General features: G+C 39.1%; 25 protein-coding genes. 3 read left to right on the forward strand and 22 right to left on the reverse strand.

Annotation, left to right across the window (positions count from 1 at the left end):
• The 16 genes from FKZ43_RS07345 to FKZ43_RS07420 form a co-directional block, all read right to left on the reverse strand.
• On the reverse strand, positions 1-270 hold a 270-nt coding region (locus tag FKZ43_RS07345; protein WP_140945239.1), incomplete at its 3' end, for a hypothetical protein.
• A gap of 14 nt (positions 271-284) precedes the next feature.
• Positions 285-1,148 carry a zinc metalloprotease HtpX gene (gene htpX / locus FKZ43_RS07350; protein WP_140945240.1) on the reverse strand — a complete coding sequence of 288 codons (864 nt, stop codon included), beginning with the start codon at positions 1,146-1,148 and terminating at the stop codon, positions 285-287.
• A gap of 84 nt (positions 1,149-1,232) precedes the next feature.
• Entirely contained in the window at positions 1,233-2,141 is a 909-nt protein-coding gene (locus FKZ43_RS07355; RefSeq protein WP_140945241.1) for an ABC transporter ATP-binding protein, read from the reverse strand.
• Between the two features lie 7 nt (positions 2,142-2,148).
• Positions 2,149-3,447 (reverse strand): asparagine--tRNA ligase, encoded by a 1,299-nt coding sequence (asnS, locus tag FKZ43_RS07360; protein ID WP_140945242.1) that lies wholly within the window; start codon positions 3,445-3,447, stop codon positions 2,149-2,151.
• A 67-nt stretch (positions 3,448-3,514) separates the two neighbouring features.
• Positions 3,515-4,573: a protein-glutamate methylesterase/protein-glutamine glutaminase gene (locus tag FKZ43_RS07365; protein ID WP_140945243.1), complete on the reverse strand. Its 1,059-nt coding sequence runs from the start codon at positions 4,571-4,573 to the stop codon at positions 3,515-3,517.
• Positions 4,574-4,585: 12 nt separating this feature from the next.
• Positions 4,586-6,265 carry a chemotaxis protein CheA gene (locus tag FKZ43_RS07370; protein ID WP_140945244.1) on the reverse strand — a complete coding sequence of 560 codons (1,680 nt, stop codon included), beginning with the start codon at positions 6,263-6,265 and terminating at the stop codon, positions 4,586-4,588.
• Positions 6,243-7,082 (reverse strand): protein phosphatase CheZ, encoded by an 840-nt coding sequence (locus FKZ43_RS07375; RefSeq protein WP_140945245.1) that lies wholly within the window; start codon positions 7,080-7,082, stop codon positions 6,243-6,245. Before FKZ43_RS07375 ends, FKZ43_RS07370 begins: the two co-directional genes overlap by 23 nt.
• Positions 7,083-7,095: 13 nt before the next feature.
• Positions 7,096-7,479: a chemotaxis response regulator CheY gene (locus tag FKZ43_RS07380; protein WP_181180304.1), complete on the reverse strand. Its 384-nt coding sequence runs from the start codon at positions 7,477-7,479 to the stop codon at positions 7,096-7,098.
• A gap of 16 nt (positions 7,480-7,495) precedes the next feature.
• Entirely contained in the window at positions 7,496-7,864 is a 369-nt protein-coding gene (locus FKZ43_RS07385; protein WP_140945246.1) for a response regulator, read from the reverse strand.
• Between the two features lie 10 nt (positions 7,865-7,874).
• Positions 7,875-8,765 carry a CheR family methyltransferase gene (locus FKZ43_RS07390; protein ID WP_140945247.1) on the reverse strand — a complete coding sequence of 297 codons (891 nt, stop codon included), beginning with the start codon at positions 8,763-8,765 and terminating at the stop codon, positions 7,875-7,877.
• The gene (locus FKZ43_RS07395) at positions 8,765-10,060 is read right to left on the reverse strand and encodes a HEAT repeat domain-containing protein (RefSeq protein ID WP_140945248.1); all 1,296 of its coding nucleotides are present in this window, start codon (positions 10,058-10,060) and stop codon (positions 8,765-8,767) included. Before FKZ43_RS07395 ends, FKZ43_RS07390 begins: the two co-directional genes overlap by 1 nt.
• Complete coding sequence (locus FKZ43_RS07400) at positions 10,057-11,382, reverse strand: flagellar assembly protein A (RefSeq protein ID WP_140945249.1); 1,326 nt, start codon at positions 11,380-11,382, stop codon at positions 10,057-10,059. Before FKZ43_RS07400 ends, FKZ43_RS07395 begins: the two co-directional genes overlap by 4 nt.
• Positions 11,372-11,878, reverse strand: coding sequence for a chemotaxis protein CheW (locus FKZ43_RS07405; RefSeq protein ID WP_140945250.1), 507 nt, complete (start codon positions 11,876-11,878; stop codon positions 11,372-11,374). Before FKZ43_RS07405 ends, FKZ43_RS07400 begins: the two co-directional genes overlap by 11 nt.
• Before the next feature lie 48 nt (positions 11,879-11,926).
• Positions 11,927-13,804, reverse strand: coding sequence for a methyl-accepting chemotaxis protein (locus FKZ43_RS07410; protein WP_140945251.1), 1,878 nt, complete (start codon positions 13,802-13,804; stop codon positions 11,927-11,929).
• Positions 13,791-14,309 carry a type 1 periplasmic-binding domain-containing protein gene (locus FKZ43_RS07415; RefSeq protein WP_140945252.1) on the reverse strand — a complete coding sequence of 173 codons (519 nt, stop codon included), beginning with the start codon at positions 14,307-14,309 and terminating at the stop codon, positions 13,791-13,793. The genes FKZ43_RS07410 and FKZ43_RS07415 overlap by 14 nt, the downstream gene beginning before the upstream one ends.
• 9 nt (positions 14,310-14,318) lie before the next feature.
• Entirely contained in the window at positions 14,319-14,696 is a 378-nt protein-coding gene (locus FKZ43_RS07420; RefSeq protein ID WP_140945253.1) for a response regulator, read from the reverse strand.
• Between the two features lie 238 nt (positions 14,697-14,934).
• On the opposite strand from FKZ43_RS07420, the gene FKZ43_RS07425 reads away from it, so the two are divergent.
• Both FKZ43_RS07425 and FKZ43_RS07430 read left to right on the forward strand, forming a co-directional pair.
• Positions 14,935-15,318 (forward strand): hypothetical protein, encoded by a 384-nt coding sequence (locus tag FKZ43_RS07425; RefSeq protein WP_140945254.1) that lies wholly within the window; start codon positions 14,935-14,937, stop codon positions 15,316-15,318.
• A 59-nt stretch (positions 15,319-15,377) separates the two neighbouring features.
• Positions 15,378-16,136 (forward strand): c-type cytochrome, encoded by a 759-nt coding sequence (locus FKZ43_RS07430; protein WP_140945255.1) that lies wholly within the window; start codon positions 15,378-15,380, stop codon positions 16,134-16,136.
• Here the strand turns inward: FKZ43_RS07430 and hypF are convergent.
• From hypF to FKZ43_RS07460, 6 genes are read right to left on the reverse strand one after another with little or no spacing between them, the layout of a single operon-like run.
• A complete protein-coding gene (hypF, locus tag FKZ43_RS07435) occupies positions 16,133-18,412 on the reverse strand; it encodes a carbamoyltransferase HypF (RefSeq protein ID WP_140945256.1) in 2,280 nt (759 codons plus the stop codon). The two genes, FKZ43_RS07430 and hypF, sit on opposite strands and share 4 nt — an antisense overlap.
• Positions 18,384-19,070, reverse strand: coding sequence for a hydrogenase nickel incorporation protein HypB (hypB, locus tag FKZ43_RS07440; protein ID WP_140945257.1), 687 nt, complete (start codon positions 19,068-19,070; stop codon positions 18,384-18,386). The genes hypF and hypB overlap by 29 nt, the downstream gene beginning before the upstream one ends.
• Positions 19,071-19,088: 18 nt before the next feature.
• Entirely contained in the window at positions 19,089-19,421 is a 333-nt protein-coding gene (hypA, locus tag FKZ43_RS07445) for a hydrogenase maturation nickel metallochaperone HypA (RefSeq protein ID WP_181180305.1), read from the reverse strand.
• A 32-nt stretch (positions 19,422-19,453) separates the two neighbouring features.
• A complete protein-coding gene (locus FKZ43_RS07450; RefSeq protein ID WP_140945259.1) occupies positions 19,454-20,323 on the reverse strand; it encodes a UbiA-like polyprenyltransferase in 870 nt (289 codons plus the stop codon).
• Positions 20,313-21,719, reverse strand: a complete 1,407-nt coding sequence (locus FKZ43_RS07455) for a sigma-54-dependent transcriptional regulator (RefSeq protein WP_140945260.1) — start codon at positions 21,717-21,719, stop codon at positions 20,313-20,315. The genes FKZ43_RS07450 and FKZ43_RS07455 overlap by 11 nt, the downstream gene beginning before the upstream one ends.
• Positions 21,694-22,968, reverse strand: coding sequence for a two-component system sensor histidine kinase NtrB (locus FKZ43_RS07460; RefSeq protein WP_140945261.1), 1,275 nt, complete (start codon positions 22,966-22,968; stop codon positions 21,694-21,696). The genes FKZ43_RS07455 and FKZ43_RS07460 overlap by 26 nt, the downstream gene beginning before the upstream one ends.
• A 148-nt stretch (positions 22,969-23,116) precedes the next feature.
• Between FKZ43_RS07460 and FKZ43_RS07465 the strand changes: the two genes are divergently transcribed.
• Complete coding sequence (locus FKZ43_RS07465) at positions 23,117-23,410, forward strand: BMC domain-containing protein (RefSeq protein WP_047134258.1); 294 nt, start codon at positions 23,117-23,119, stop codon at positions 23,408-23,410.
• Positions 23,411-23,427 lie beyond the last annotated feature (17 nt).

The following is a 23,427-nucleotide window of genomic DNA, read 5'->3' on the forward strand; positions in this document are numbered from 1 at the left end:
AGCTAACTGGTTAACTTTATTCGTCAACTCACCAATAGCAGTCCAAACTTTATTAAAATTCTCATCAGTTGCTCTCTCAAATGAAATCAATCTCTCCTCAGTTCTTCGCTGTGCCTCAGCAAGCTCTTTTATAACCGCTTTAACTTCGCTAAGGTCCATCGCTTTCATAACTTGCTCATATATAAGAGCAACAAGCTCAAATAAAACCTCAGCTTGGTTCTCGCTAAAAACTTGCGTTAATTTATTTCTTAACTCTGAAATTCCAAGCATCTTGTTAAACTTATTTAATAATAAACTCCCATCTTACGTGCAAGCTTCTCAAGTCGCTTGACTCTCTCACTTATCGGCGGATGGGTTGAGAAAAGTTTAAGTATCCCCTCACCGCGAAGAGGATTAACAATGAACATATGTGCGGTTTCAGGTTTTGCATCCATTGGCACTACTTCAACTCCTTTTGCAAGTTTCTTTAACGCACTTGCAAGTGCAAGCGGTTTACCGGAAATCCTCGCTCCACCCTCATCAGCTGCAAATTCCCTCGCACGAGAAATAGCAAGCTGAATTAAAACTGCTGCAATAGGAGCGACAATTATCAAAACAAGCTCCGCAATCCAACTTGCATTATTTTCTCTGTCCCTTCCACCACCAAAGAAAAACAAAGACCACTGAGCCATGCGAGCAAGAAATGTTATAGCACCAACCATAGTAGCAACAATCGTAGCCGTTAAAATATCCCTATTCTTAATATGCGCCAACTCGTGCCCAAGAACACCCTCAAGCTCATCTCTATCTAAAATTCTCAAAATTCCCTCAGTAACAGCAACAGCTGCATTTTGCGGGTTTCTCCCAGTTGCAAAGGCGTTTGGTGTTAAGGTCGGAATTATATAAACCTTCGGCATAGGCATACCTGCTTTTGTGACTAAGCGTCTAATAATTGAATACAACTCCGGCGCTTCCGCTTCCGTGACTTGTCTTGCACCATACATCGCCAGAACAATCTTATCGGAAAACCAATAAGCAAAGAAATTCATCATCAACGAAAAAACAAATGCAATTATAAGACCTGATTTTCCACCAATCGCACTTCCAACCGCAAGAAATAAAACCATCATTAATGTCATCAAAAAGACAGTTTTCAAAGTATTGCTCATAGCTCTATCACCCCTGTTTTTTTATTTTTCGTGTTTTTTCATCTCATCATTTTTACTCTCAAATTTATCAAAAAAGCCAAAATTTTACAAACTTTTCTCACCGAAACCATCGCTTACAACATCAATGAAAATTGAATACAAAGATGGCGATTTAACCTCAAACTTCTTCAAATCAACAAGTTCAACAATTTTTTTCAAAATCTCACCGACATTTGCACCCGGCTCAACCGTCAATTCCGCATAATTTGGATAAAGTTCAACTTTTTTAACACCATTGATCCACTTTAAATCTTCGCCATCCCCGGAAAATTCAATATGAATTGTATCCCTTCCGAATTCCCCCTTGATCTTCTCAAGGGCTCCCGAGAGCACAGGTTTTCCTCTGTTTATAAGACAAATTTCATCACAAAGCTTTTCAACTTGTTCCATTTGATGAGTTGAAAAAATAATCGCCTTATTTTGCGACTTCAACTCAAGTATAATTTCCTTTAACAGTTCCTGATTTACTGGGTCAAGACCTGCAAACGGCTCATCAAGAATGATGAGCTCCGGATCGTGAAGAACGGCTATTATTATCTGAACCTTTTGCTGATTCCCCTTTGAAAGTTCTTCAATCCTACTATTTACCCTATCGCTTAGACCAAACCTTGAAAGCAGATATCTCGCTCTTTCATTTGCCTTACCTTTATCAATGCCCTTCAATTGCGCAAAATAAAGTATTGTTTCCAATACACGTGTCTTTCTGTAAAGTCCACGTTCCTCGGGAAGATAACCAATTTTACTTTTTATTTTCTCGTTGATTAACTCACCATCAAATGTTATCCTTCCGGAATCAGGTTTAATTATGTCAAGTATCATTCTTATAGTGGTTGTCTTACCTGCACCGTTTGGACCAAGCAAGCCAAAAATTTGACCTCTTTTTACTTCAAATGAAACCCCATCAACAGCAACGATATTTGAAAATTCTTTTCTTAGGTTTTCAACCTTAAGCATAGATTTTCTATGGTTTTATTCTGTAGATCATCCTCGGGAAAGGAATTGTCTCTCTAACATGATCAAGTCCACAAATCCAAGCAAGCGTTCTTTCAACTCCAAGCCCAAAACCGGAATGCGGGACACTGCCGTATTTCCTCAGGTCAAGATACCAATCAAAAGCATCTATAGGTAAATTATGCTCTTTAATTCTTTTCAACAATGTCTCGTAATCATCCTCCCTCTGACTTCCTCCGATTATTTCACCATATCCTTCTGGGGCAAGCATGTCAAAAGAAAGAGCATATGTTTCATCTTGCGGGTCTCTTTTCATATAAAATGCCTTAACAGCGGCTGGATAACGATGAACTATAACTGGTTTCTCAAACTGTTGTGAGATGACAGTTTCATCAGTGTTGCCAAAATCATTTCCCCATTGAAAATTAATTCCATTTTTCTTTAAAATTTCAACCGCATCGTTGTATGAAATCCTCGGGAAAGGTCTAATTATCTTTTCAAGCGGTTCGGTATTTCTTTCAAGCACCTCAAATTCCCTTTTACTTGTTTCAAGGACACGCGCAACTATATATTCAACAAATTCCTCCGCAAGGTTCATTATTTCTTCAAGCTCATAGAAAGCAACCTCAGGTTCAACCATCCAAAATTCAGTCAAATGTCTTCTCGTTTTTGATTTTTCCGCTCTAAAAGTCGGACCGAAACAATAAACCTTCCCAAAGGCCATTGCAGCAGCTTCAACATAAAGCTGACCCGATTGAGAAAGATACGCCTTGCCAAGGTCAAAGTAATCCGTTTCAAAAAGTGTGGTTGTCCCCTCACAACTTGCTGGAGTCAAAATCGGCGCATCAATCAAAACGAAACCTCTTGAATCAAAAAAATCCCTGATTGCTTTAACGAGACGATGCCTTATCTTCAAAACAGCATGAGGTCTTCTTGAACGAAGCCACAAATGGCGATGATCCATTAAAAAATCAATCCCATGTTCCTTCGGAGTTATAGGATAATCCTGCGCTATATGTATCACTTGAATATCCTTTATGTGAAGCTCATAACCACCAGGCGCTCTTTTATCCTCATTGACTATCCCGCTAACTATTAAAGATGTCTCTTGGGTTAAAACATCATACTTATCAAAAACCTCATCCGGAGTTTCACCCTTTGCCATAACACACTGCAAAATCCCTGTCCCATCGCGAACAAGAACAAAGCGAATTTTACCGCTTGACCTTTTATTATAAACCCAGCCATAAATTTTTACCTCTTTTCCCACATACTGCGATAAATTTTCAATATACACCTCTGGAAGCATTCCTCGCTCTTTAACTTTGTTTTAAACACTTTAGCTGAAAATTAAAAAAATGGGCTTGAAAAAACAATTAATCCCCCATTTTTAAAACAACCTTTGATATGGCTTCCCCAATTTTCTCCAAAGGTAGGATGCTATCTGCAAGCCCGGCATCAACGACCGCTTTCGGCATACCCCAAACAACGGATGTCTCCTCATCCTGCGCTATGACATATCCCCCTTTCTCTTTAACCTTTCTCAAACCTTCAAGCCCATCTTTACCCATCCCAGTCATTATCACTCCCAAAACTTTATCCCCGAAAACATCCGAAGCTGAACTCATCATCAAATCAACCGACGGTTTGTAAAGTGTATCTGGAAAATCAACTATCCGAACTATTTTATTCCCGCCGTTTTTTTCAAAAACTAAATTTCTTCCACCTTGTGCAACAAGAGCAAGTCTAGACCTTACAACATCACCGTCACTTGCTTCACGAACTTCAATCTTACTTATTGAGTTTAACCTTTCGGCAAGTAATCTTGTAAAATTAGGAGGCATATGCTGTGCTATTACAATCCCAACTGGAAAGTCAGCCGGTATCTTTGACAAAACCTCCTGAAGCGCAACAGGACCTCCTGTTGATACACCAATAGCGACAAGCTCAAACTCTCTTTTAACAGGTCTAAATTTTTCCTTTCTGATACTTTCAACCTCGTATTTGTAAATTTTCCTTCGGATGAATTTGCTGTTTACTATGGATTTTACTTTTTGAATCAATTCGTCTTTAATTTTCACTATGTCAAGCGAGACATAAGAAAGTTGTTTTGGTATGAAATCAACTGCCCCGAGTTTAAGTGCCTCAAGCGTCACCCTTGCACCCTCTGTTGTAAGTGAGCTGACCATGAGAACTGGAAGTGGGCATTCCTTCATTATAATTTTCAAAGCCGTTAATCCATCCATCCTTGGCATCTCCACATCAAGGGTGACAATGTCAGGTTTAAGTGCTTTTATCCTGTCAATTGCTTCAGACCCATCTCTTGCGGTTGCGACAACTTCTATCTCAGGGTCCGACTCAAGCATCATTGAAATAGCTTTCCTCATAAAGGCGGAGTCATCAACGACCAGAACTTTTATTTTTCTCTCCGACATCTCCCCTCCGATTTAAACTATGAAACTATACGAGTTTTCAGCCGACATTTTGAAAATTTGAGCCACATCAACGATCATCCTAACTGTCCCATCACCAAGGATCGTCGCCCCAGCTATTCCCCTTACATTATTAAGATACGAACCGAGCGATTTTATAACCACTTCTTTTTGACCGACCAATCCATCAACCACTATTCCGAGCTTCTTTTCGGCAAGACCAACAACGACAACATAAAGATTCTCTTTATAATCACCATTTGAACTCAAATTGAAAACATTCGCCAATCTAATAAGCGGAAGAACCGAATCCCTCAATCTTATTATCTCCTTACCTTTGATTGAATGAACCTGTATTTGTGGGATTCTAACAACTTCAATTACAGATGAAAGCGGTATTATAAAAATTTCACCACAGACATCAACAAGCAGACCTTGAATTATGGCAAGCGTAAGAGGCAATTTCAGTATAAATTTTGTCCCTTGACCCAAGGTTGATTGAACATCAATCATCCCATTCAATTTCGTTATATTCGCCTTTACAACATCAAGCCCAACACCGCGACCTGAAACATTTGTCACTTTGCTTGCTGTGCTAAACCCAGGCAAAAAAATCAAATTCAAAGCATCCCTATCACTTATTGAACTTGCCTCTTGCTCTGTTATAATCTTTTTTTCAACCGCTTTTCTTCTAACCCTTTCAGGGTCTATGCCACGACCATCGTCTTCAACTGTTATAACGATGAAATTTCCCTCGTGTTCAGCTCTCAAAATAACTTTACCCTTCTCCGGTTTCCCGATCGCTTTTCTCTCCTGTGGCGTTTCAATTCCATGGTCAATTGCATTCCTTATCAAATGAACAAGTGGATCGTGTATGAACTCTATAACAGATTTGTCAACCTCAGTTTCTTCACCATAAATTAAAAGATCCACCTCCTTATTCAAATCCCTTGAAAGGTCTCTGACAATGCGCGGGAACTTACTGAAAACTTTCGCAATTGGCATCATCCTTGCACGCATTACAACAGCTTGAAGCTCGGAAGTTAAATAATCAACCTGAGCTACCGTATCCATAAGCTCACGGGCAAGCGACTCACCCTCAAATCTCTCAACAACCCCAGAAACTATCTGCGATAACCTGTTTCTCCCAAGAACGAGCTCGCCTACAAGGTTCATCAACTCGTCAAGCCGTTCAACATCAATTCTCACCGTCTTGTCAATAACCTTTGATTGCAATCTCTGCGATGTATTGTCAACCGAAGCTTTCTCAATATCTTCTTCAATTAAAAATTCACCACGACTTATTCTTTCAAGTTTTGAAACAACACCGCTTATATCAATCGGGCTTAAATCATTTGCCTCAAGCTTTGAAAGTAAAATCTTCATCAAATCCTGCGCCTCAAGAATCACATCCATTATCTCAGGGTTCAACTTCAATTCAAACCTTCGCAATTTGTTCAACACATCCTCAAACTTATGGGTCAACTCGCTCATCTGCTCAAAACCGATAAACGAAGAAGTTCCTTTAATAGTATGAACATAACGAAAGATCGCATTTAAAAGCTCAACATCGTTTTGTCTTTTCTCAAGCTCAATCAAATCATTGTCAAGTTTATCCAGAAGTTCCTTTGTCTCAACGATAAAACTTTCAACTATCTCTTTCATTTCATCATCAAAAATTGCCGGGGTTGACATCTCCCTCACCGCTTTTTATTTTCTCGCTCTTATTGAAAAGTTTATCTATTTCCTCTTGGGATGCCCTATCCCCCTCATCTCTTTCAATGATACCATTTAAAATCTTATCAATCGCTTTCTGCTTTGCCCCGGTCCTATCATATTCAGCATTAGGGTTAAAAGAAGTGACATTCCTACCCGAGACGGAAGAATCCTTTTTAATATCAAGATTACCGAGTTTCCCAAGCAGATGATTCAATCTCTCTTGAACTGACTCTATAAGATGATTTATTGCTGATATTTGTTGAGCCGTTATGTCCTGAAACTGCAAAGCAACCATTATGTTATCAGCATCCCTCTTCACATCTGAAAGCTTTTCAAGTATATCATCAAACCCATTGAACGATTTAAACGCCGTATAAAACTTAACCCAATTTTGAGAAACTTTATCAAATTCACCTCTCTCAATGTATCTCCCAATCCTCCCCGCAATTTTTTTCTGCTTTTCGTAAGATTGCCTCATGGCATTTATAAAACCCCTCATCTCGCCAAATTTCAAGCTCATCTGGTCAAGTGCATCAAGAATTTCCGTCGTCGCAACCTCCGTCGTTTTCGTAACCGTGTTAAGTTGATTTGATGCCCGAGGAATCTTATTTGAGCTCTCTTCAAGCGACTTGTTTATCTCATCAAGCATCGGACCAACCTCTCGGACGAAATTGAACAACTCCTCAAGAAAAGGTATAACCTTCTGACCGAGGATAAATATCGCCTTTAACTCTTCTATCTCCCGCAAAATTGAATCAACTTGCTTCACTAATTTTGTTTCACCATTCACCATACATCACCTCCTTTTAAACTGTTTTCAAGATTTGTTCTATCTTTTCCTTCAACACTTGCGGAGTAAATGGCTTGACTATGTAGTTATTCACCCTCGCTTCAAGTGCCTCAATGACATCCTGTTTCATACCACGAGTTGTCACCATGAGAATGGGGATATTTGCAAAATTTGGATCCGACCTAACAGCTCTTGTAAGCTCAAGACCGGTCATATTTGGCATATTCCAGTCGGTTATTATGAAATCAATTCTCTCCGAATATAACTTCGCAAGCGCATCCTTTCCATCTTCTGCCTCAACAATATCAGTGTAACCAATGTTCTTCAAGGCGTTGATCACTATCCTTCTCATCGTGGGTGAATCGTCAACAACAAGAAATCTTATCTTCCCCTCTTCCATAACTCCTCACCCCTTTTTAGTTTAGATATTTTGAAACCTCATATTGAACTCGCTTTGCATTGAACGGTTTAACAAGGTAAGAATTTGCGCCAAGCTTTAAACCCATATCAATACTTTTACCATCCGAAAGTGACGAAAGTATGATTATCGGTATATCCTTAAACCTTTCATCCGAACGAAGCGTTTTTATAAGTTCAAAACCATCAAGATTTGGCATGTTAAGATCGGTTATTATCAGATCAACATTATCAACCCTTCCAAGAACCTCAAAGACCTCCATCCCATCTGAAGCAGTGATGACATTGTATCCCATATTTTCAAGCGCAAGTGAAACAAATTTTCTTATCGTGGGTGAATCATCAACAACAAGGATTGTTCTTGCCATTTTTATCACCTCACTCTTTTTTATATGCTACTGCTTTTTCAAAATAAACCACTTTAAACGCCTTTGTCACATTTCTCAAACTTTCAGAATACCCAACCATAAGATAACCACCTCTATTGAGCGAATCGTAAATTAAAGAGACAACTTCTCTTCTTGCACCTTCATCAAAATAAATCAAAACATTTCGCAATAGCACAAGGTCAAAACCCTTCATCCCCAGCATCTGAAACTTATCAACCAAATTAACCCGCTCAAAACGAACAAGCCGTTTAACCTCATCCCTCAAATAAAATTTATCCCCCTTGATCTCAAAGAATCTACTCAGATAATTTTCTGGGACGAACCTAACCGAATAATTTCCATATACTCCTATCTTCGCAACCTCAAGGACAGAACCATTGATGTCAGTTCCAATTATTTCAACCACAACATCTGGAAATTTCGGCTGGATCTTCTCAAGAAAAATCATCGCTATCGTATAGGGCTCTTCACCCGTTGAGCAACCCGCACTCCATATCCTCAAACGCCTAAAACCATTCCTCGGCTTTGAATTTATCAACTCGGGCAAAATGTTCTCTTCAATTGCTTTTAATTGCAACTCATCCCTGAAAAAATATGTCTCGTTGACGGTTATCAACCCGAACAAAATATCAAGTTCTTTACCCCTATACGGTGAAAACCTCAAAAAATCAATATACTCCCTAAACGAGGACAAACCTAACTGCTCAACTCTCTTTTTAAGCCGTGACTCTATAAAATATCTTTTGCTATCAGGAAAGAATATACCAGAGACGCGCAAAATGAACCCCCGCAATTCAAAAAATTCATCATCCCTGAGAACAACATCTGAGGAAGATGTCCTATTTGTAAATTGCGATGTCATCACAAAAAGCTTTCTCATTAAGTTAAATAAATCCTTACAACTGGGTCTTTCTGAAAATAAGGCAACGCCTTGGCAAATGCATCCGGGCTTAAAAACGGCAGAACTTCAAAAATCAACACCTTTTCATTAGGACTTACCAAGTCAAAAACGGAAAGAATTCTCTCGGCGATGACATTTTTGATTTCCTCCCCCAAATCAATCAAAATCTCCCTCTTAGCATAAAAAATCTCACCGATTAACTTTACAAATTTATCACCTGTAATTGAACTATCATTTAACGCATAACTTATAAATTTCTCCGCATCCGACTTTATTATATCAAAGGCAACTGAAGAAACCTCATCAAAAGATGTCAAGGAGACATTGATTAAAAAGCCCTTCACCTCATCAAAATCACACCACTTTGACAAAAACTTCAAAAGGTCAATTTTAAAACTTGTGTCATCGCTGTTGTAAAAAATTTCCTTCGCCCTTTGGAAGAAAAACTTGAAGAAATGTCTGTTTGACTTAAAATTGCATCCGTCACGAGAACAAATCTTAACAATTGATATCACTGCCATCTTTTGAATCGCCTTGTTCTCATCATTGACGAGATTGATTAAAAAATCAACCAACGATTTATCCCCGACCTTCCCGAGCGATTCAATAATTGCACCTTTAAGTATCGGGTCATCAACTTGGTCAAACAAGTTGATGAGAAATTCATGGATCAATTTTAAAAACTCACTCCCGTGAAATCTCTCAGCTATTTTACCAAGCGACTCAACGATTTGAATTTGCGCAAACTCAAACTTCTCAAATGAATCAATTAAAAACTCAACCGTTTTCCCACCGCCGACATTTCCAAGCGCTTCAATAACCGAGACCACAACATTTGGATCTGGATCGTTTAGTTTCCCAATCAAAAAATCCTCCGTTTTCTCATCTCCTATCAATCCCAAAACATCAATTGCCATTTTTCTTATATCTTTGTCCTCATGATTTGCCAAACTCAAAAGCGAGGGAACAGCATCTTCCCCAAGCTTAACGAGAAGTTCAGAGGAAAGGTTTTTTAAGCCAATATCATCAAAGCACATCAACTCACATACACTTTCAACGATTTTCTTTTTCATACCTTCAAAATCACTGGCTATTGACAAAAGCGATTGCGCAACTGCATCTCTCACGCCTTTATCTTTATCCCTCAAAAGCCCGATCAACTTTTCAATAACTCCCTCCCTATCGCCAAATTTAACTATCGCCTCAACAGATGCCCTTCGCTCATCTGGGTCAAAAGAGTCAAGACCTTTTAAAATCACATCAAAAGCCCTCATACCTCCCGAATTTTTGTTCTAACAATTATGCCTAAATCCTCCTCAAAAATTGAATTTTTCATATCAAAGCTTATCTCCTCCCTCGCTCCATTTATCTCAAGATAAGTGTTCTTGTAAATTGTTCCATAGACGATAAGCCGCGCTTTCCCAGCTTTTCTCATATCCTCAAGTAAATTGTTCCTTACAATTTCAAGCTGTTTTATTCGCTTTGGTATCTCATCCCGCCATCTGATCAAATTCTGAAATTGTCGCTCTTGATCTTCTGGCAACTCGCCCCAATCAATTTTTAACCTTGCAAGTGCGTAAATTTCTGACTTAACACCCTCAAGATACGATTCAAGTCGCCTTATTTCAGCCGTAACTTTTTTAAGCTTCTCAACTTGAACATCACGCCTGCCAATTATGACAACCGTCCTTGAATATTCCGCACCACCAAGCGTCTTCACCTCAACCTCACCCTTGCTCATTACCACACCGCCAATTATCACAGCATCCTTTGCGATTAACCTCCCTCCACAAACTATGTTTGCATTTACAGCTTCCCTTTTTATCACAACATTCCCATCAGCAACGAGATTTTGATTCGTTATATATCTCAACGAAACATCCCCGTGAACATAAAGCTTACCCCTGCCATAACCTATAAACCCACCGCCAATTAAAGCATTTCCCTCCACTTCAACTTCAGCATCCTCAATGTTCCCGTAAACTTCAAGATTTTTACCAACTTTAACCCTTGAACCCGACTTTATATCCCCCTTGACGATCAATGTCCCAATGAAATTCACCTCACCAAAGCTTACATCAACATTCCCATCTATCGTTAAAATTGGGGAGACCTCAATAGTCCCATCATCGTTTAAAATAAGATTACCATCCGCACTCGCAACTATGACAGAGTTATCTTGTTCTGAAAAAGACACATTTTCTCCCAAAAATATATGATTTGCCTTTCTCCCAACTCTCGCCTTTAAAATCTCACCCGTCACAGCAACACCATCAACACCTGATGTAGGCGGATAAACTACCGCTATCCTCTCACCAGCTTTCACATTCCTTATCAATGTCCTCCTGCTCATATCAAACTCAAACGAAATATAGCCATCCCTACCATCAACAGGCGGACTGCCCTCAGCAATTAAAAATTTACCTTCACTTGGATTTTCAATGAGCTTTTCTATCTCAACCATCTTTATCCCGTAGACAACACCAGACGACTTAGCAAAATTCACAATGTCATCAACGCATTTACCTTCAAGCTCTTCTTTTGATTCAATGATTAAATATGCCTTTAACTTATCTGACGCTATCTCAATTTTCATCGCTATGGCTGAAAACTTCTTTTAAAGTTTCTCTTTCCTCAACATTTAGGACCTTTTTGAGGTCAAGCAAAATTAAAAGACGATTTTCAAGCTTTGCTATTCCGATTATGTATTCGCTATCAATCCCACTGATGAGCTCCGGTGGTGGCTCAACAACGCTTTTCGGAACCCTCAACACCTCACTCACACTATCAACTATGAAACCGATAGTCTTGTCATCAATCTCAACCACAACTATTCTCGTATCTTTATCGTTTTCTTTTCTGCCAAGACCTAATCTCCTCCTTAAATTCACAACTGGGACAATCCTTCCGCGCAAATTCATCACACCTTCAACAAAATCAGGAGCATTCGGGACACGCGTTACTTCAACGAGGCGATTTATCTCCTGAACTTGAAGGATGTCAACTCCAAACTCCTCATTCCCAATTTTAAAACTCACCAACTGCAAAACTTCCTTGTAATTTTCAGCGCTAACAACATCCTGTAAATTCATCTTTGTGTCTCCTTTTTTTAATTTTTATCGGAATATTTCAAAAATTTCTTAAACTCCATTGCCTCCAACCCCTATAAATTTCTTCCCGTATTCCGCCCTCTCAATAACCTGACCGATATTAAATCTCATAACCATTTGTCTCAATTTTTCAGTCAATCCACTTAAATCGTCAACCGCCTTTGCGATTTGATGAACCCCTGCAGATGTTTGCTCAGCAATTGAACTTATTGATTCAACCGATTTACTTATCTCCTCACTGACTTTTGATTGTTCGGTGTTCGCACGAGAAATTTCAGAGATTAAATTAGCTACATCATTTGCATTTTGAACTATTTGTTTTAAGGCAAGATTTGCATTGTCTGCAAGTTTAATTCCCGCCTCAGCTACCTCAACCCCAGATTCCATAATTTTAACTACTTCGTCTGTATCAGATTGTATTTGCTTTATCATTTTGCTTATTTCCTTTGTAGCCTTCATTGTTCTTTCAGCAAGTTTTCTGACCTCATCTGCAACAACTGCAAAACCACGCCCCTGCTCACCTGCACGAGCTGCTTCAATAGCGGCGTTCAAAGCGAGTAAATTCGTCTGATCAGCAATATCCTCAATCACATCTATTATCTCCCCGATTTGACTGCTGCTTTTACCGAGAACTTGAACGCTTTGAGCTGAATTTCTAACAACATCCGCAAGGCGACGCATCTGCTCAATCGTGGCTATGACTGCTTTGCTCCCTTCATTTGCAAAGGAACTATTCGCCTGAGCAAGTTCAGCTGCCCTTTCAGCCCCGCGCGCATTTTCAATCACAGTCCTTGACATCTCTTCAATAGCAGAAACAACCTCAGCTATTTGCCTTGCTTGATCCTGAACAGCAGTTGACATCTCCTCAGTTGAACTACTGATCTGGGATGTCGCATTCGCAACAGCATTGCTTGCATCAATTATCTCTTTTATTAAACCCCTCAAATCAACTATCATCTTGTTCAACTTCATAATCAAAGCCCCAACCTCATCATCTTTTTCAGGGATTCCTTCCTTAGTTAAATCCCCATTTGAAACCGCCTCAATTATATCAAAAATTTTCCTTATCTGAACTTCAAGATATTCCTGTTGCTGTTGTATTCTCCCCTTCGCCTGCTCCGCCTCAACCCTTAATCTCTCTGCTAACTCCCTCTGCGATGAAATCTCCTCAATTGATTCCCTTATGCTCTCAACCATCTTGTTAAATGACCTGACAAGAACACCTATCTCATCACCACGATCAACCCATTCCTTTATCTCAACATTCACATCACCATTGGCCACAGTCTCAGCAGCTCTCTGAACGCTCTCAACCGGTTTGACAAACCAAGCGACCACGATATAACTAAACACAAGCCCAAGCAATAAAGCAAACACAATAAATCCCAAATTAAGCAAATGCGCCCCTGATAACACCTCTTTGATTGTAACCTTTGAAGCACCAAATCTAACATATCCAACAACCTCACTATCACGATAAACCTTCGCTTGGACATCAAGGATATCCTCACCCCTGACATTCAAATCAACATAACTTACATCCTCTGAAAATTTTCTTAAACCTCCCATTTCGCCCCCTAAATAATCAAGATTTTTCTCAGCCAAGACCTTGCCATCAACCCCGTAAATCACAATATAACGGAATCTCACTAACTCATTCTGATAAAAATTCTCAATGACTTGCTTGAGTTGATTCACATCTTGAAGCAAGATCAAATAAACTGATTCATGCGAGAGCAATTCGCTCACACTTTTAACCCTTTTGATAAATTGTCTCTCAATCTCTCTTCCAAGGATCGTTGAATAAATCAGGGATACAGCAATAGCGATAAAAAGAACCATAATTTCAATCCCTATGAAAGTTTTATAACGCCACTTCAAGTTGTTGAATTTTTTAATTAGCCACATATTGCACCCTCTCCTTATAGTTTTCTGGAATTGTCAAGTTAAGAGCATTCGTAATTTTATCGTTGACAAAAATTTTTAAATCTTCACCCGCTTCAAGTGTAAAAAGCCCACCCTCTTTAACCATCTCAACGCTTGGAACAGCAACCGGAATCTTGTTCAAAAGCGAGTTCTTTAAAATATATTCTCTTGCTATTGGATGAGCAGAAACATCTTGCACATCAAAAATCCATAAGAAATCAACACCGCCCTTTATAACTTCATTAAATCTCTGAGCAATGTCCTTCAACTCTCTCACATCCCCAATTACAATTTTCACCCCTGCTGAAAAACCCGCCTTTTGAAGTTTTTCAACTAATCCCGGATTTTTGCTCAAATCACAAAGCAAACCGACTTTCTGCATATCTGGCTTGAACGATTTCATCATAAAAAGATATTGAAGTGGCGTCGCCTTCTGAGAAAAGGCAACGAAATGAAACAAAACAAAGAAAAATAAAATTTTCCTCATACTTCAACCTCAATTTGTTTTGTTTAAATCAGCAAGAATTTGAGTTATAATTCTCTCAAGGACACCAAGGTCAGCTGGCTTCTGCAAAATCGCTGTTACTTCAATCCCTTCAAGTTTTTCATTCGTTATCTCGCCAACATATCCACTTAAAATCACGATTTTAAAATCACGCTTGAACTTCAAAATTTCCCTTATCATCTCAATCCCAGTCATATCAGGCATCTTATAATCAGTGATTAAAATTTGAAACTCAACCTGTTGAGCTTTTTTAATTCCTTCCGAACCATTACCTGCTTCCACAACCTCAAGCCCAAGGATCGTTAGAAATTCCTTCAAAGTCACACGGACAAGTTCATCGTCATCAACAAGAAGAATTCGCTTTGGCATTTAATTTCTATGTTTTTTCTACGACAATTAAACGCCTCAAAAGATGTGCCATTTGGAATTATTGAAATTTTCAAAAATTTTAAAAGCGATGTCCAATCCCCTGGCTAATATTGAGCAATCGTCTAAAAATTTTGAATAAAATTGAGCAACGGGAAATCGCAATAAAATGAAACTATATCCATGACGGATTTGTTGAAAATTTTGAAAATCTTTTCAAAACAAAATTTGGAGAACAAAGATGAAGACCATAAAATTTTTTGCCTTCGTTTTAATGCTTCTTTTCTTCTCCGCATCAGCGGTTATTTCGCAGGGTTCAAAAGGAGCAACTGCTAAGAAAGTCACCCTAAAGGGCGAGATATTAGACCTTGCTTGTTATGTGGCTGGGGAAAAGAAGGGAGCAGAGCATAAGAAATGCGCAGAGATGTGTATCAAGGGTGGCGCTCCAATTGGAATTTTAACCGATGACGGCAAGGTTTATCTTCTTGTTGAAAATCACCAGAAGCCAGAACCATATGAGAAATGCAAGGAATTCGCCGCTGAAAAAGTTACAGTGACGGGCTCGCTATATCAACGGGGTGGATTAGCAGGTGTTGTCGTTGAATCAGTTGAACCTTCAAAGTAAAATAAAAGGGCGGGCTAAACCCCGCCCTCTTTCTAAAATAAATCCCCCGCTTAAACGCCATGGGGAAAAACCAAATTTATCCCTGGGTTATCTTTTTCTTCGTCGTCATATCTATCAATGTCCTGCTTGTCTATTTATCAATTCGCCTTCCGGAGTATACCCCCGTTTGGAAAGGGAGAGAAATCGCCAACAAATACGGATGTTTCAATTGTCACGGCTTTGAAGGTCAAGGGGGAATGAAAAATCCAAATTATAAATATGGCGAAGTCCCCTCCTGGCAAGGTGAGACCGCAATGATGTTCATCGTTGATGAAAATGATATAAAGGAATGGATACTTTACGGGAAACCAAAACGATTAGAAAAAATTGATCATGGCGGTTTAATCAAGATGCCAGCCTATGAGAAAGTAATCTCGGAAAAGGAGCTAAAAAACTTAACAATTTATCTAAAAGCGGTCATGGGCTTAATTCAAATAAACGATGAAAAAGCTAAAATTGGTTTTGAAATCGCAAAGAAAAACGGCTGTTTCGGTTGCCATGGTCCATATGGAATGGGTGGAATGCCAAATCCGAAATCACTTAAAGGATACATCCCAGGCTGGGATGGCCCCGACTTTGCGAAACTCGTCAAAAATGATGATGAGCTTAAAGAATGGATAACAAATGGAATAATAGAACGGCTCAAAAAGAATAAATTCGCAAAAAGATTCATTGAGCAACAAATCGTAAAAATGCCAGCATACAAAGATGTCTTGACAGATGAAGAAGTTGAGGAGATAATTTACTACATAAAATGGTTAAGGGGGCAAAAATTTTAAACCGCATTGAAAAGAGCAACAACCGCTTGACCAAGCGATATCCCACCATCATTGGGAGGAACTTTTGAATGAGTATAAACTTTAAACCCCGCCTTTTCAAGCTCTGAAATCGTCTTTTTGACAAGCAAAGCATTTTGAAAAACTCCACCGCTTAACACAACATCGTTTATCCCTGTTTCGGATTTTATTTTCTGTGCGACCTCGCAGATTATCCTTGCGATAGTGTTGTGAAATTTACCCGCTATCTTTGAAACATCAAGACCGCTCTCAATATCTTGAACCACTCCCCTTATCCCCTGTTTGAAACTTATCCGCCATGGCTTCATAGAATCAATAATTTCAAATTCATATACCCCGGATTCATCTTCATCAGCTACCATTTGAAATTCCATTGCAGCTTGTGCCTCATAATTAACCTTCAACCTCACTGAACAAATCGCTGATACCGCATCAAACAATCTTCCCACAGCTGAGGTCATCGGTGAGTTTATGCCTTTGTCAATCATTTTAAGTAGAATTTTAACCTTGCTCCAATTTTCCTTCAAAAACTTAACAAACGGAATCTCAATTAATTGGAAATGATCACCGAAAGAATACACAAGATAGGAAAGCGCCATCCTCCAGGGTTCTTTTATAGCAATTTCTCCGCCCGGCAAAGGGACATAGTCAAAATGTGCAATTCTTTCAAACCTTGCCAGTTCCGTTATTAGGAATTCCCCGCCCCAAATTTTCCCATCCGTTCCGTAGCCAGTTCCATCAAATGCAACCCCGATTACAGGTCCAGACAATCCATTCTCAGCCATACAGCTGACAACATGAGCGTGATGGTGTTGCACTGGAACTTTTACCGGGATGTCAAGTTCAAGCGCAAACTTGGTTGAGAGATATTCCGGGTGCATATCGTAAGCGAGAACCTCGGGTTTCAAGTCAAAAAGTTTCTTGAAATGCTCAACCCCTTCAATTAACGACTTCAAAGTCGCCCAATTTTCAAGGTCACCTATGTGATGACTTAAAAAAGCATATCTTCCCTTCAAAAAACAAAAAGTATTTTTAAGATGACCCCCAACGGCGAGGACTTGTTTTTTCGCCTCAAATTGAAGTTTCACCGGATAAGGAACATACCCACGAGAACGCCTAAACACAACTGGTTTCCCAGCAATGACTGCGCTCACGGAATCATCACAACGCATATGAATTTCACGATTATGCACAAGGAAAAAATCCGCTATCTTGCCCAATCTTTCAAACGCATCATCATCTTTGTAAGCAATCGGTTCTTCAGTTAAATTTCCACTCGTCATCACAAGAGGTAAATTTACCTCCCGCATCAAAAGATGATGCAATGGGGTATAAGGCAACATAACTCCAAGATAGGAATTTCGTGGAGCAACTTCATAAGCAATCGGACAATCTCGCCTTTTCTTGATCAAAACAATGGGTCGCTGAATTGATGTCAAAAGCTCTAATTCAACCTCATCATAATTACAGATTTTATCAAGCCAATCAACATCTGGAATCATAATCGCAAACGGCTTTTCAATTCTCATCTTCCGTTTCCTTAATTCAGCAACAGCATTATTATTTAAAGCATCGCAAGCGAGATGATAACCACCAAGTCCTTTGATGGCAACTATAAACCCATTTTTTAAAATTTTTGAAACCTCTTTTATCGGGTCTTCACAATTAATTTCATTTAACTTATTGTCAAAAAGTTTAAGTGATGGACCACAAACGGGACACGCATTCGGTTGAGCATGAAATCTTCTATTTGATGGATCATGATATTCACTCTCACATTCCTGACACATCTTGAACACAGCCATTGTCGTCTTGGCCCTATCATAAGGGACATCAACTATGATTGTAAACCTCGGACCGCAATTTGTGCAATTTATAAATGGATACCTATACCTTCTATCGGACGGGTCAAATAGTTCCCTTAGGCAATCATCACAGGTAGAAACATCGGGTGAAATTAAAACAAACTTCTCCTCTCCCCCCTTGCTTTTTTCAATGAAAAATTCAGAATAACCCTTAACCTGCGTTTCCTCTGTAAATATCCTCTCAACGAGCGCAAGCGGTGGCGCCTTCTTTGGGATAGATTTTATAAATTCATCTATTAACCCCTCCTCCCCTTCAACCTCTATATAAACCCCATTTGTGTCGTTGTAAATATACCCTTTCAAACCAAGTTCACTGGCGAGTTTGAAAACAAACGGTCTGAAGCCAACACCTTGAACTATACCTTCAATGTAAATTTTTTTCGCTCTTAACATTTTCCCTGAACTTTGCAACTCTGTTTCTAAACCAACTCACCCATTCATCAAGTCCAATCCCAGTCTTACAAGATATCGGAAAAATTTTTGCCGTCGGATTCACCTCACGAACATTTTTTTCAACTTCGCTCAATTCCACCCCTGAATACGGCAAAAGATCAATTTTGTTCAACAAGACGACTTCAACCTCGTGAAACATAAGGGGATATTTCTTTGGCTTTTCAACCCCTTCAACAACACTATAAACCATAACTTTCAAATCCTCGCCAAGATAAAATTCCGCTGGACAAACAAGATTTCCAACATTTTCAATGAATAGGATATCAAAACCATCAAGTTTAAACTCATGCAACGCATTGTGGATCATACGAGCATCAAGATGACAGACATTCCCCGTAGTTATTTGATAAGCTGGGACACCAAGCGCTTTTATCCTTTCGGAGTCAACGCTAGTTTGAAGGTCTCCTTCAATCACCGCGATGGAAAAGTCATTTTTCAATCGCTTTATCGTTTCCTCAAGTAAAGATGTCTTACCCGCCCCAGGGGCTGACATAACATTAACTGTGAAAATCCCATACCTTCTGAAAATTTCCTTGTTTTCAAAGGCAATTTCCTCATTCGCCTGAAGAATCTTCGTTCCTATGTCAATTTTGTGCATTTGAACCTCCAATCTTTATTATTCAATTTCAATATATTCAACCCTCATCTCCCTTCCCGATACAATTTCCATCGGGTCTCCACACCTTGAGCAAAACAAATTGAAATCATCCACACCGTTAATTTCAAAACCACAGACCTTACATCTTGCCTTGAACTCAACTATCTCAATTTCAAGTTCGGCATTTTCAGCAACAGTTCCACTCTTTGCTATTTCAAATGAAAACTCAAGCGCCTCTTTCACAACACCGCTGAACTCACCTATTTGAACTTTCACTTTTCTAACACCACTTGAATTATGCTTCCTCGCCTCACGCTCAACTATCTCAATTATACTCTGTGCTATCGCCATCTCATGCATAAATTTGTAACTTTGATTTTCATTTAAAACATCACTTCAAAAGCTGAAAAGGCAAAATAAGTCGTGCTGACAAGCGCGTTCATATTGTTGAAAGCGAAGTTTATCCTTGATAGGTCATTCGGCTTGACTATCAAATGCTGGTAAATCAGAAAAATCGCTATTATGAAAAGTCCAACCGTATAAATTCCCCCAAGGTTTAAAAGAAATTTCAGCGAAAGGAATAAAACAAATGCAACAGCGTGAATGAGTGATGAAATTTTAAGTGCGTTTTTAATCCCGAATTTTTGAGGTATGGAATAAAGCCCAAATTTTTTGTCAAATTCATAATCTTGACACGAGTAGATTATATCGGAGGCGGAAATCCAAGTTAAAACAGCAAATCCAAGGACGATTGGCGGTAGTTCAAATTTTCCAGCTATAGCAAGCCATGCCCCAACGGGAGCAAGACCAAGTGAAATGCCAAGAAATAGATGAGAAAACCAAGTAAATCTTTTCGTAAATGAATAAAAGAAAATCACAGCTAACGCGACAGGGGAAAGATAAAAGCAAAGTTTGTTAAGTTTATAAGCAGAAAATATGAATAAAACGGATGAAATAGATATAAAAATCACTGCTTCAGCGATTGATATTTTCCCAGATGGCAGTTCTCTATCCTTCGTCCTCGGATTTAAAGCGTCAATGTCTTTGTCAACGACACGATTAAACCCCATTGCTGAACTTCTAGCGCTGACCATAGCGACAAGAATCCAAAACAATTTTTCCAGTGTAACTTTGTAAAAAATTGACGAGAAAACAACGCTTGAAAGCGCAAAAGGAAGAGCAAAAATAGTATGTGAAAATTTTATCATCTTCCCATAAGTTAAAATTTTATCAATCAGACCCTCAACTCTCATCCTTTGCTCCTTTAGGTTCTTCAATTCCATATTCTTGCAATTTTCTGTATAGGGTTCTTCTATCAATGCCAAGGATTTTCGCTGCGTTTGACTTGTGCCATCCCGTTTCCTTTAAAACTTTAAGTATATACCTTTTTTCAAGCTCGTTAAGCGTTATCCTTTCCCCAAGCGTTAATTCATCAATGATCGTATCAACCTTGCACACCCTTATATAAGGTGGGAGATCATCAACTTTTATTTCATCATCTACTGATAAAACAACAAGCCGTTCAATTAAATTTTCAAGTTCCCTTACATTTCCAGGCCACGAATACTTCATCAAACAGGACAACGCCTCACGAGAAATCCTGATGTTTGGTCTTCCTGCTTCACTGCCATATTTCTTCAAAAAATGCTCAACAAGAAGTGGGATATCTTCCGTTCTCTCTCTTAATTCAGGTAAATAAATCGGTATAACATTGAGCCGATAGAACAAGTCCTCCCTGAAATTTCCTTCCTTGACCGCTTTTTCAAGGTCTTTATGTGTCGCTGCGATGATCCTCACATCAATTTTTTTCGGTTTGTCGCTTCCGACAGCTCTTATTTCTTTATCCTCAATAACACGCAGAAGTTTTGCCTGCATAGCAAGGGACATATCCCCAACTTCGTCAAGGAAAATAGTTCCACCGTTTGCTTCCTCAAATAAACCCTTTCTGCTGGCAACTGCACCTGTAAAAGCGCCTTTTTCATGACCAAAAAGTTCCGACTCAAGCAAACTCTCAGGGATAGCGCTACAATTTACAGCTATAAATGGCTTATCTTTCCTGGGACTATTATAATGGATCGCCCTCGCAACAAGCTCCTTCCCAGTCCCACTCTTACCGTAAATTATAACATTGCTATTCGTGTTTGCAACCTGTTTTATAAGTTGAAAAACTTTCTGCATCTGCGGGCTTTTACCAATTATGTTCCCGAAAGAATATCTCTGCCAAACCTCCCTACGCAAAAATTCAACTTCCTTTTTCAAATGAATCCTCTCAGAAGCACGCTCAATTATCAAAGCAAACTCCTCCATATTGAACGGCTTGACAATATAATCATACGCCCCAAGCTTCATTGACTCAACAGCAGAACTCACAGTCGCAAACGCAGTTATCATTATCACGATGACATCAGATGAAAGCGACTTGATTTGCTTCAAAATTTCAAGCCCATTTATCTCAGGCATGTTTATATCGGTCACGACTATATCAAAACCATCGCTTTGGAATTTCTCAATCGCCTCTCTTGGCTTTGACGATGTTTCAACAACAAATCCACGCTTTGTTAAAACCTTTTTCAAAAGTTCAAGCATTTTTACATCGTCATCAATGATGAGAATCTTAACCTCGTTAGATATCTGACTCTGCTGTGTCATCTCTTTCATCGCAATTGGTTGTCAATGATGGGAACTTCAATGTAAATGTAGTGCCTTTGCCTGGCGTGCTTTCAACTTCAATTTTACCATTATGCTCATCCATTATCCTCTTGCTGACAGCAAGTCCAAGCCCCGTCCCTTTCCCTGCCTCTTTTGTCGTGAAAAACGGCTCAAAAATCCTGTTAAGATTTTCAGGCGCAATTCCAATACCATTATCTTTGAACTTTATATTCACATAACCATCCTTAGAAAATGTTTCTATTTCAATGACGCCGTTCTCATTTATAGCTTGGATTGCGTTGACAATTACGTTCAAGAAGACCTGATGTATTTGAGAACAATCGGCATATATACAAGGTATACTTTCGCTAAATTTCAAATTTAATTTTATCCTTGACTTTTCAAATTGATGTTTCAAAAGTTCTACGACATGGGCTATTTCTTTGTTGACATTTACCTTTGTATAATTTGGCTTGCGTGGGCGTGCAAATTCAAGGAGTTGTTTTATAAGATTTGCTATCCTTTCCGCTTGCGAAATTATCGTCTCAAGTTCCTCCCTGTAAGGATTGTCCTCCCCCATCTCCATGATCAAATACTCTGCATTACCGGAGATGACATTTAACGGTGTCCCAATTTCATGAGCTATACCAGAGGCAATTTGACCAATCAAAGCAAGTTTATCCGAGTGCTGAATCTGTTTTTCCAGTTCTTTAACCTTGGTAATATCTTTAACTATTGCGATGCTTCCAAGGATTTCACCGCTTTCATCTTTTATTAAGCTTCGCGATAAATTTACCATTATTCTCCTTCCATCTTTTGTGACCCTTTCCGTCTCGTAATTTTCAATATAGCCCTTCCTTAAAGTTTCTTGAAAAAGCCACTCAAGCTCCCCCTTCTTTTTAAGTTCTTCTGGAATTATCGGGTCTACAGTTTTACCGAGCATTTCATCGGCGCTATAGCCGAAAATTCTTTCAGCGCCCTTGTTCCAGAAAAAAATTTTGTAATCGTTATCAAGTGCTATAACAGCATCGGAATAATTTTGAATTATTGAATGCAAAACCCTCTCGTGGATAGAACGCCCTTTCTTGGCAAGTTCAATAATGCGATTCACATACCTTACGAAAATCCCGTGAATCTTTTCAACATCTTCTTTTTTAAGATGGGTGAAATTCTCGGAAAGTTCCTCCTTCAATGATTTATCTATCTCGTCTAAAATTTCATCAAGCTTGTTCAAAATTCTGCGTTCCATAATGGAAAAGTTTTGATTTTTCAGGATAAAGTTACGAATAAGCACCTTAAAAATCAATTTTGAAATCCTGCAAACTTGATAATTTGAAAACAACTGATTATATTTTTGAAGAGTTTGAATTTAAAATAAACAAAAAAAGGATAAACACATGGCGGAAACACTTGACGCCCTTGGAATGATTGAAACAAAGGGTTTAGTCGGAGCAATTGAAGCAGCCGATGCGATGTGCAAAGCTGCAAAAGTCACGCTAATTGGAAAAGAAGTAATTGGCGGTGGATATGTGACTGTAATGGTTCGGGGAGATGTCGGAGCGGTAAAAGCAGCAGTTGACGCCGGAGCAGCAGCAGCTCAACGCGTCGGCGAACTCGTCTCAGTCCATGTGATACCAAGACCGCATGCCGATGTTGAACTAATTCTACCGAAGCGACCCGAGGGAAAGTAAATTAAAAGGGTTTCAAA

The organism is Candidatus Thermokryptus mobilis (assembly GCF_900070205.1).
GTDB classification, from domain to species: Bacteria; Bacteroidota; Ignavibacteria; order Kryptoniales; family Kryptoniaceae; genus Kryptonium; species Kryptonium mobile.

Coding starts and splice junctions, on each gene's coding strand:
- htpX (WP_140945240.1), bottom strand. CDS start 1,148: ATGAGCAATACTTTGAAAACTGTCTTTTTGATGACATTAATGATGGTT.
- FKZ43_RS07355 (WP_140945241.1), bottom strand. CDS start 2,141: ATGCTTAAGGTTGAAAACCTAAGAAAAGAATTTTCAAATATCGTTGCT.
- asnS (WP_140945242.1), bottom strand. CDS start 3,447: ATGCTTCCAGAGGTGTATATTGAAAATTTATCGCAGTATGTGGGAAAA.
- FKZ43_RS07365 (WP_140945243.1), bottom strand. CDS start 4,573: ATGTCGGAGAGAAAAATAAAAGTTCTGGTCGTTGATGACTCCGCCTTT.
- FKZ43_RS07370 (WP_140945244.1), bottom strand. CDS start 6,265: ATGTCAACCCCGGCAATTTTTGATGATGAAATGAAAGAGATAGTTGAA.
- FKZ43_RS07375 (WP_140945245.1), bottom strand. CDS start 7,082: ATGGTGAATGGTGAAACAAAATTAGTGAAGCAAGTTGATTCAATTTTG.
- FKZ43_RS07380 (WP_181180304.1), bottom strand. CDS start 7,479: ATGGAAGAGGGGAAGATAAGATTTCTTGTTGTTGACGATTCACCCACG.
- FKZ43_RS07385 (WP_140945246.1), bottom strand. CDS start 7,864: ATGGCAAGAACAATCCTTGTTGTTGATGATTCACCCACGATAAGAAAA.
- FKZ43_RS07390 (WP_140945247.1), bottom strand. CDS start 8,765: ATGAGAAAGCTTTTTGTGATGACATCGCAATTTACAAATAGGACATCT.
- FKZ43_RS07395 (WP_140945248.1), bottom strand. CDS start 10,060: ATGAGGGCTTTTGATGTGATTTTAAAAGGTCTTGACTCTTTTGACCCA.
- FKZ43_RS07400 (WP_140945249.1), bottom strand. CDS start 11,382: ATGAAAATTGAGATAGCGTCAGATAAGTTAAAGGCATATTTAATCATT.
- FKZ43_RS07405 (WP_140945250.1), bottom strand. CDS start 11,878: ATGAATTTACAGGATGTTGTTAGCGCTGAAAATTACAAGGAAGTTTTG.
- FKZ43_RS07410 (WP_140945251.1), bottom strand. CDS start 13,804: ATGTGGCTAATTAAAAAATTCAACAACTTGAAGTGGCGTTATAAAACT.
- FKZ43_RS07415 (WP_140945252.1), bottom strand. CDS start 14,309: ATGAGGAAAATTTTATTTTTCTTTGTTTTGTTTCATTTCGTTGCCTTT.
- FKZ43_RS07420 (WP_140945253.1), bottom strand. CDS start 14,696: ATGCCAAAGCGAATTCTTCTTGTTGATGACGATGAACTTGTCCGTGTG.
- FKZ43_RS07425 (WP_140945254.1), top strand. CDS start 14,935: ATGAAGACCATAAAATTTTTTGCCTTCGTTTTAATGCTTCTTTTCTTC.
- FKZ43_RS07430 (WP_140945255.1), top strand. CDS start 15,378: ATGGGGAAAAACCAAATTTATCCCTGGGTTATCTTTTTCTTCGTCGTC.
- hypF (WP_140945256.1), bottom strand. CDS start 18,412: ATGTTAAGAGCGAAAAAAATTTACATTGAAGGTATAGTTCAAGGTGTT.
- hypB (WP_140945257.1), bottom strand. CDS start 19,070: ATGCACAAAATTGACATAGGAACGAAGATTCTTCAGGCGAATGAGGAA.
- hypA (WP_181180305.1), bottom strand. CDS start 19,421: ATGGCGATAGCACAGAGTATAATTGAGATAGTTGAGCGTGAGGCGAGG.
- FKZ43_RS07450 (WP_140945259.1), bottom strand. CDS start 20,323: ATGAGAGTTGAGGGTCTGATTGATAAAATTTTAACTTATGGGAAGATG.
- FKZ43_RS07455 (WP_140945260.1), bottom strand. CDS start 21,719: ATGACACAGCAGAGTCAGATATCTAACGAGGTTAAGATTCTCATCATT.
- FKZ43_RS07460 (WP_140945261.1), bottom strand. CDS start 22,968: ATGGAACGCAGAATTTTGAACAAGCTTGATGAAATTTTAGACGAGATA.
- FKZ43_RS07465 (WP_047134258.1), top strand. CDS start 23,117: ATGGCGGAAACACTTGACGCCCTTGGAATGATTGAAACAAAGGGTTTA.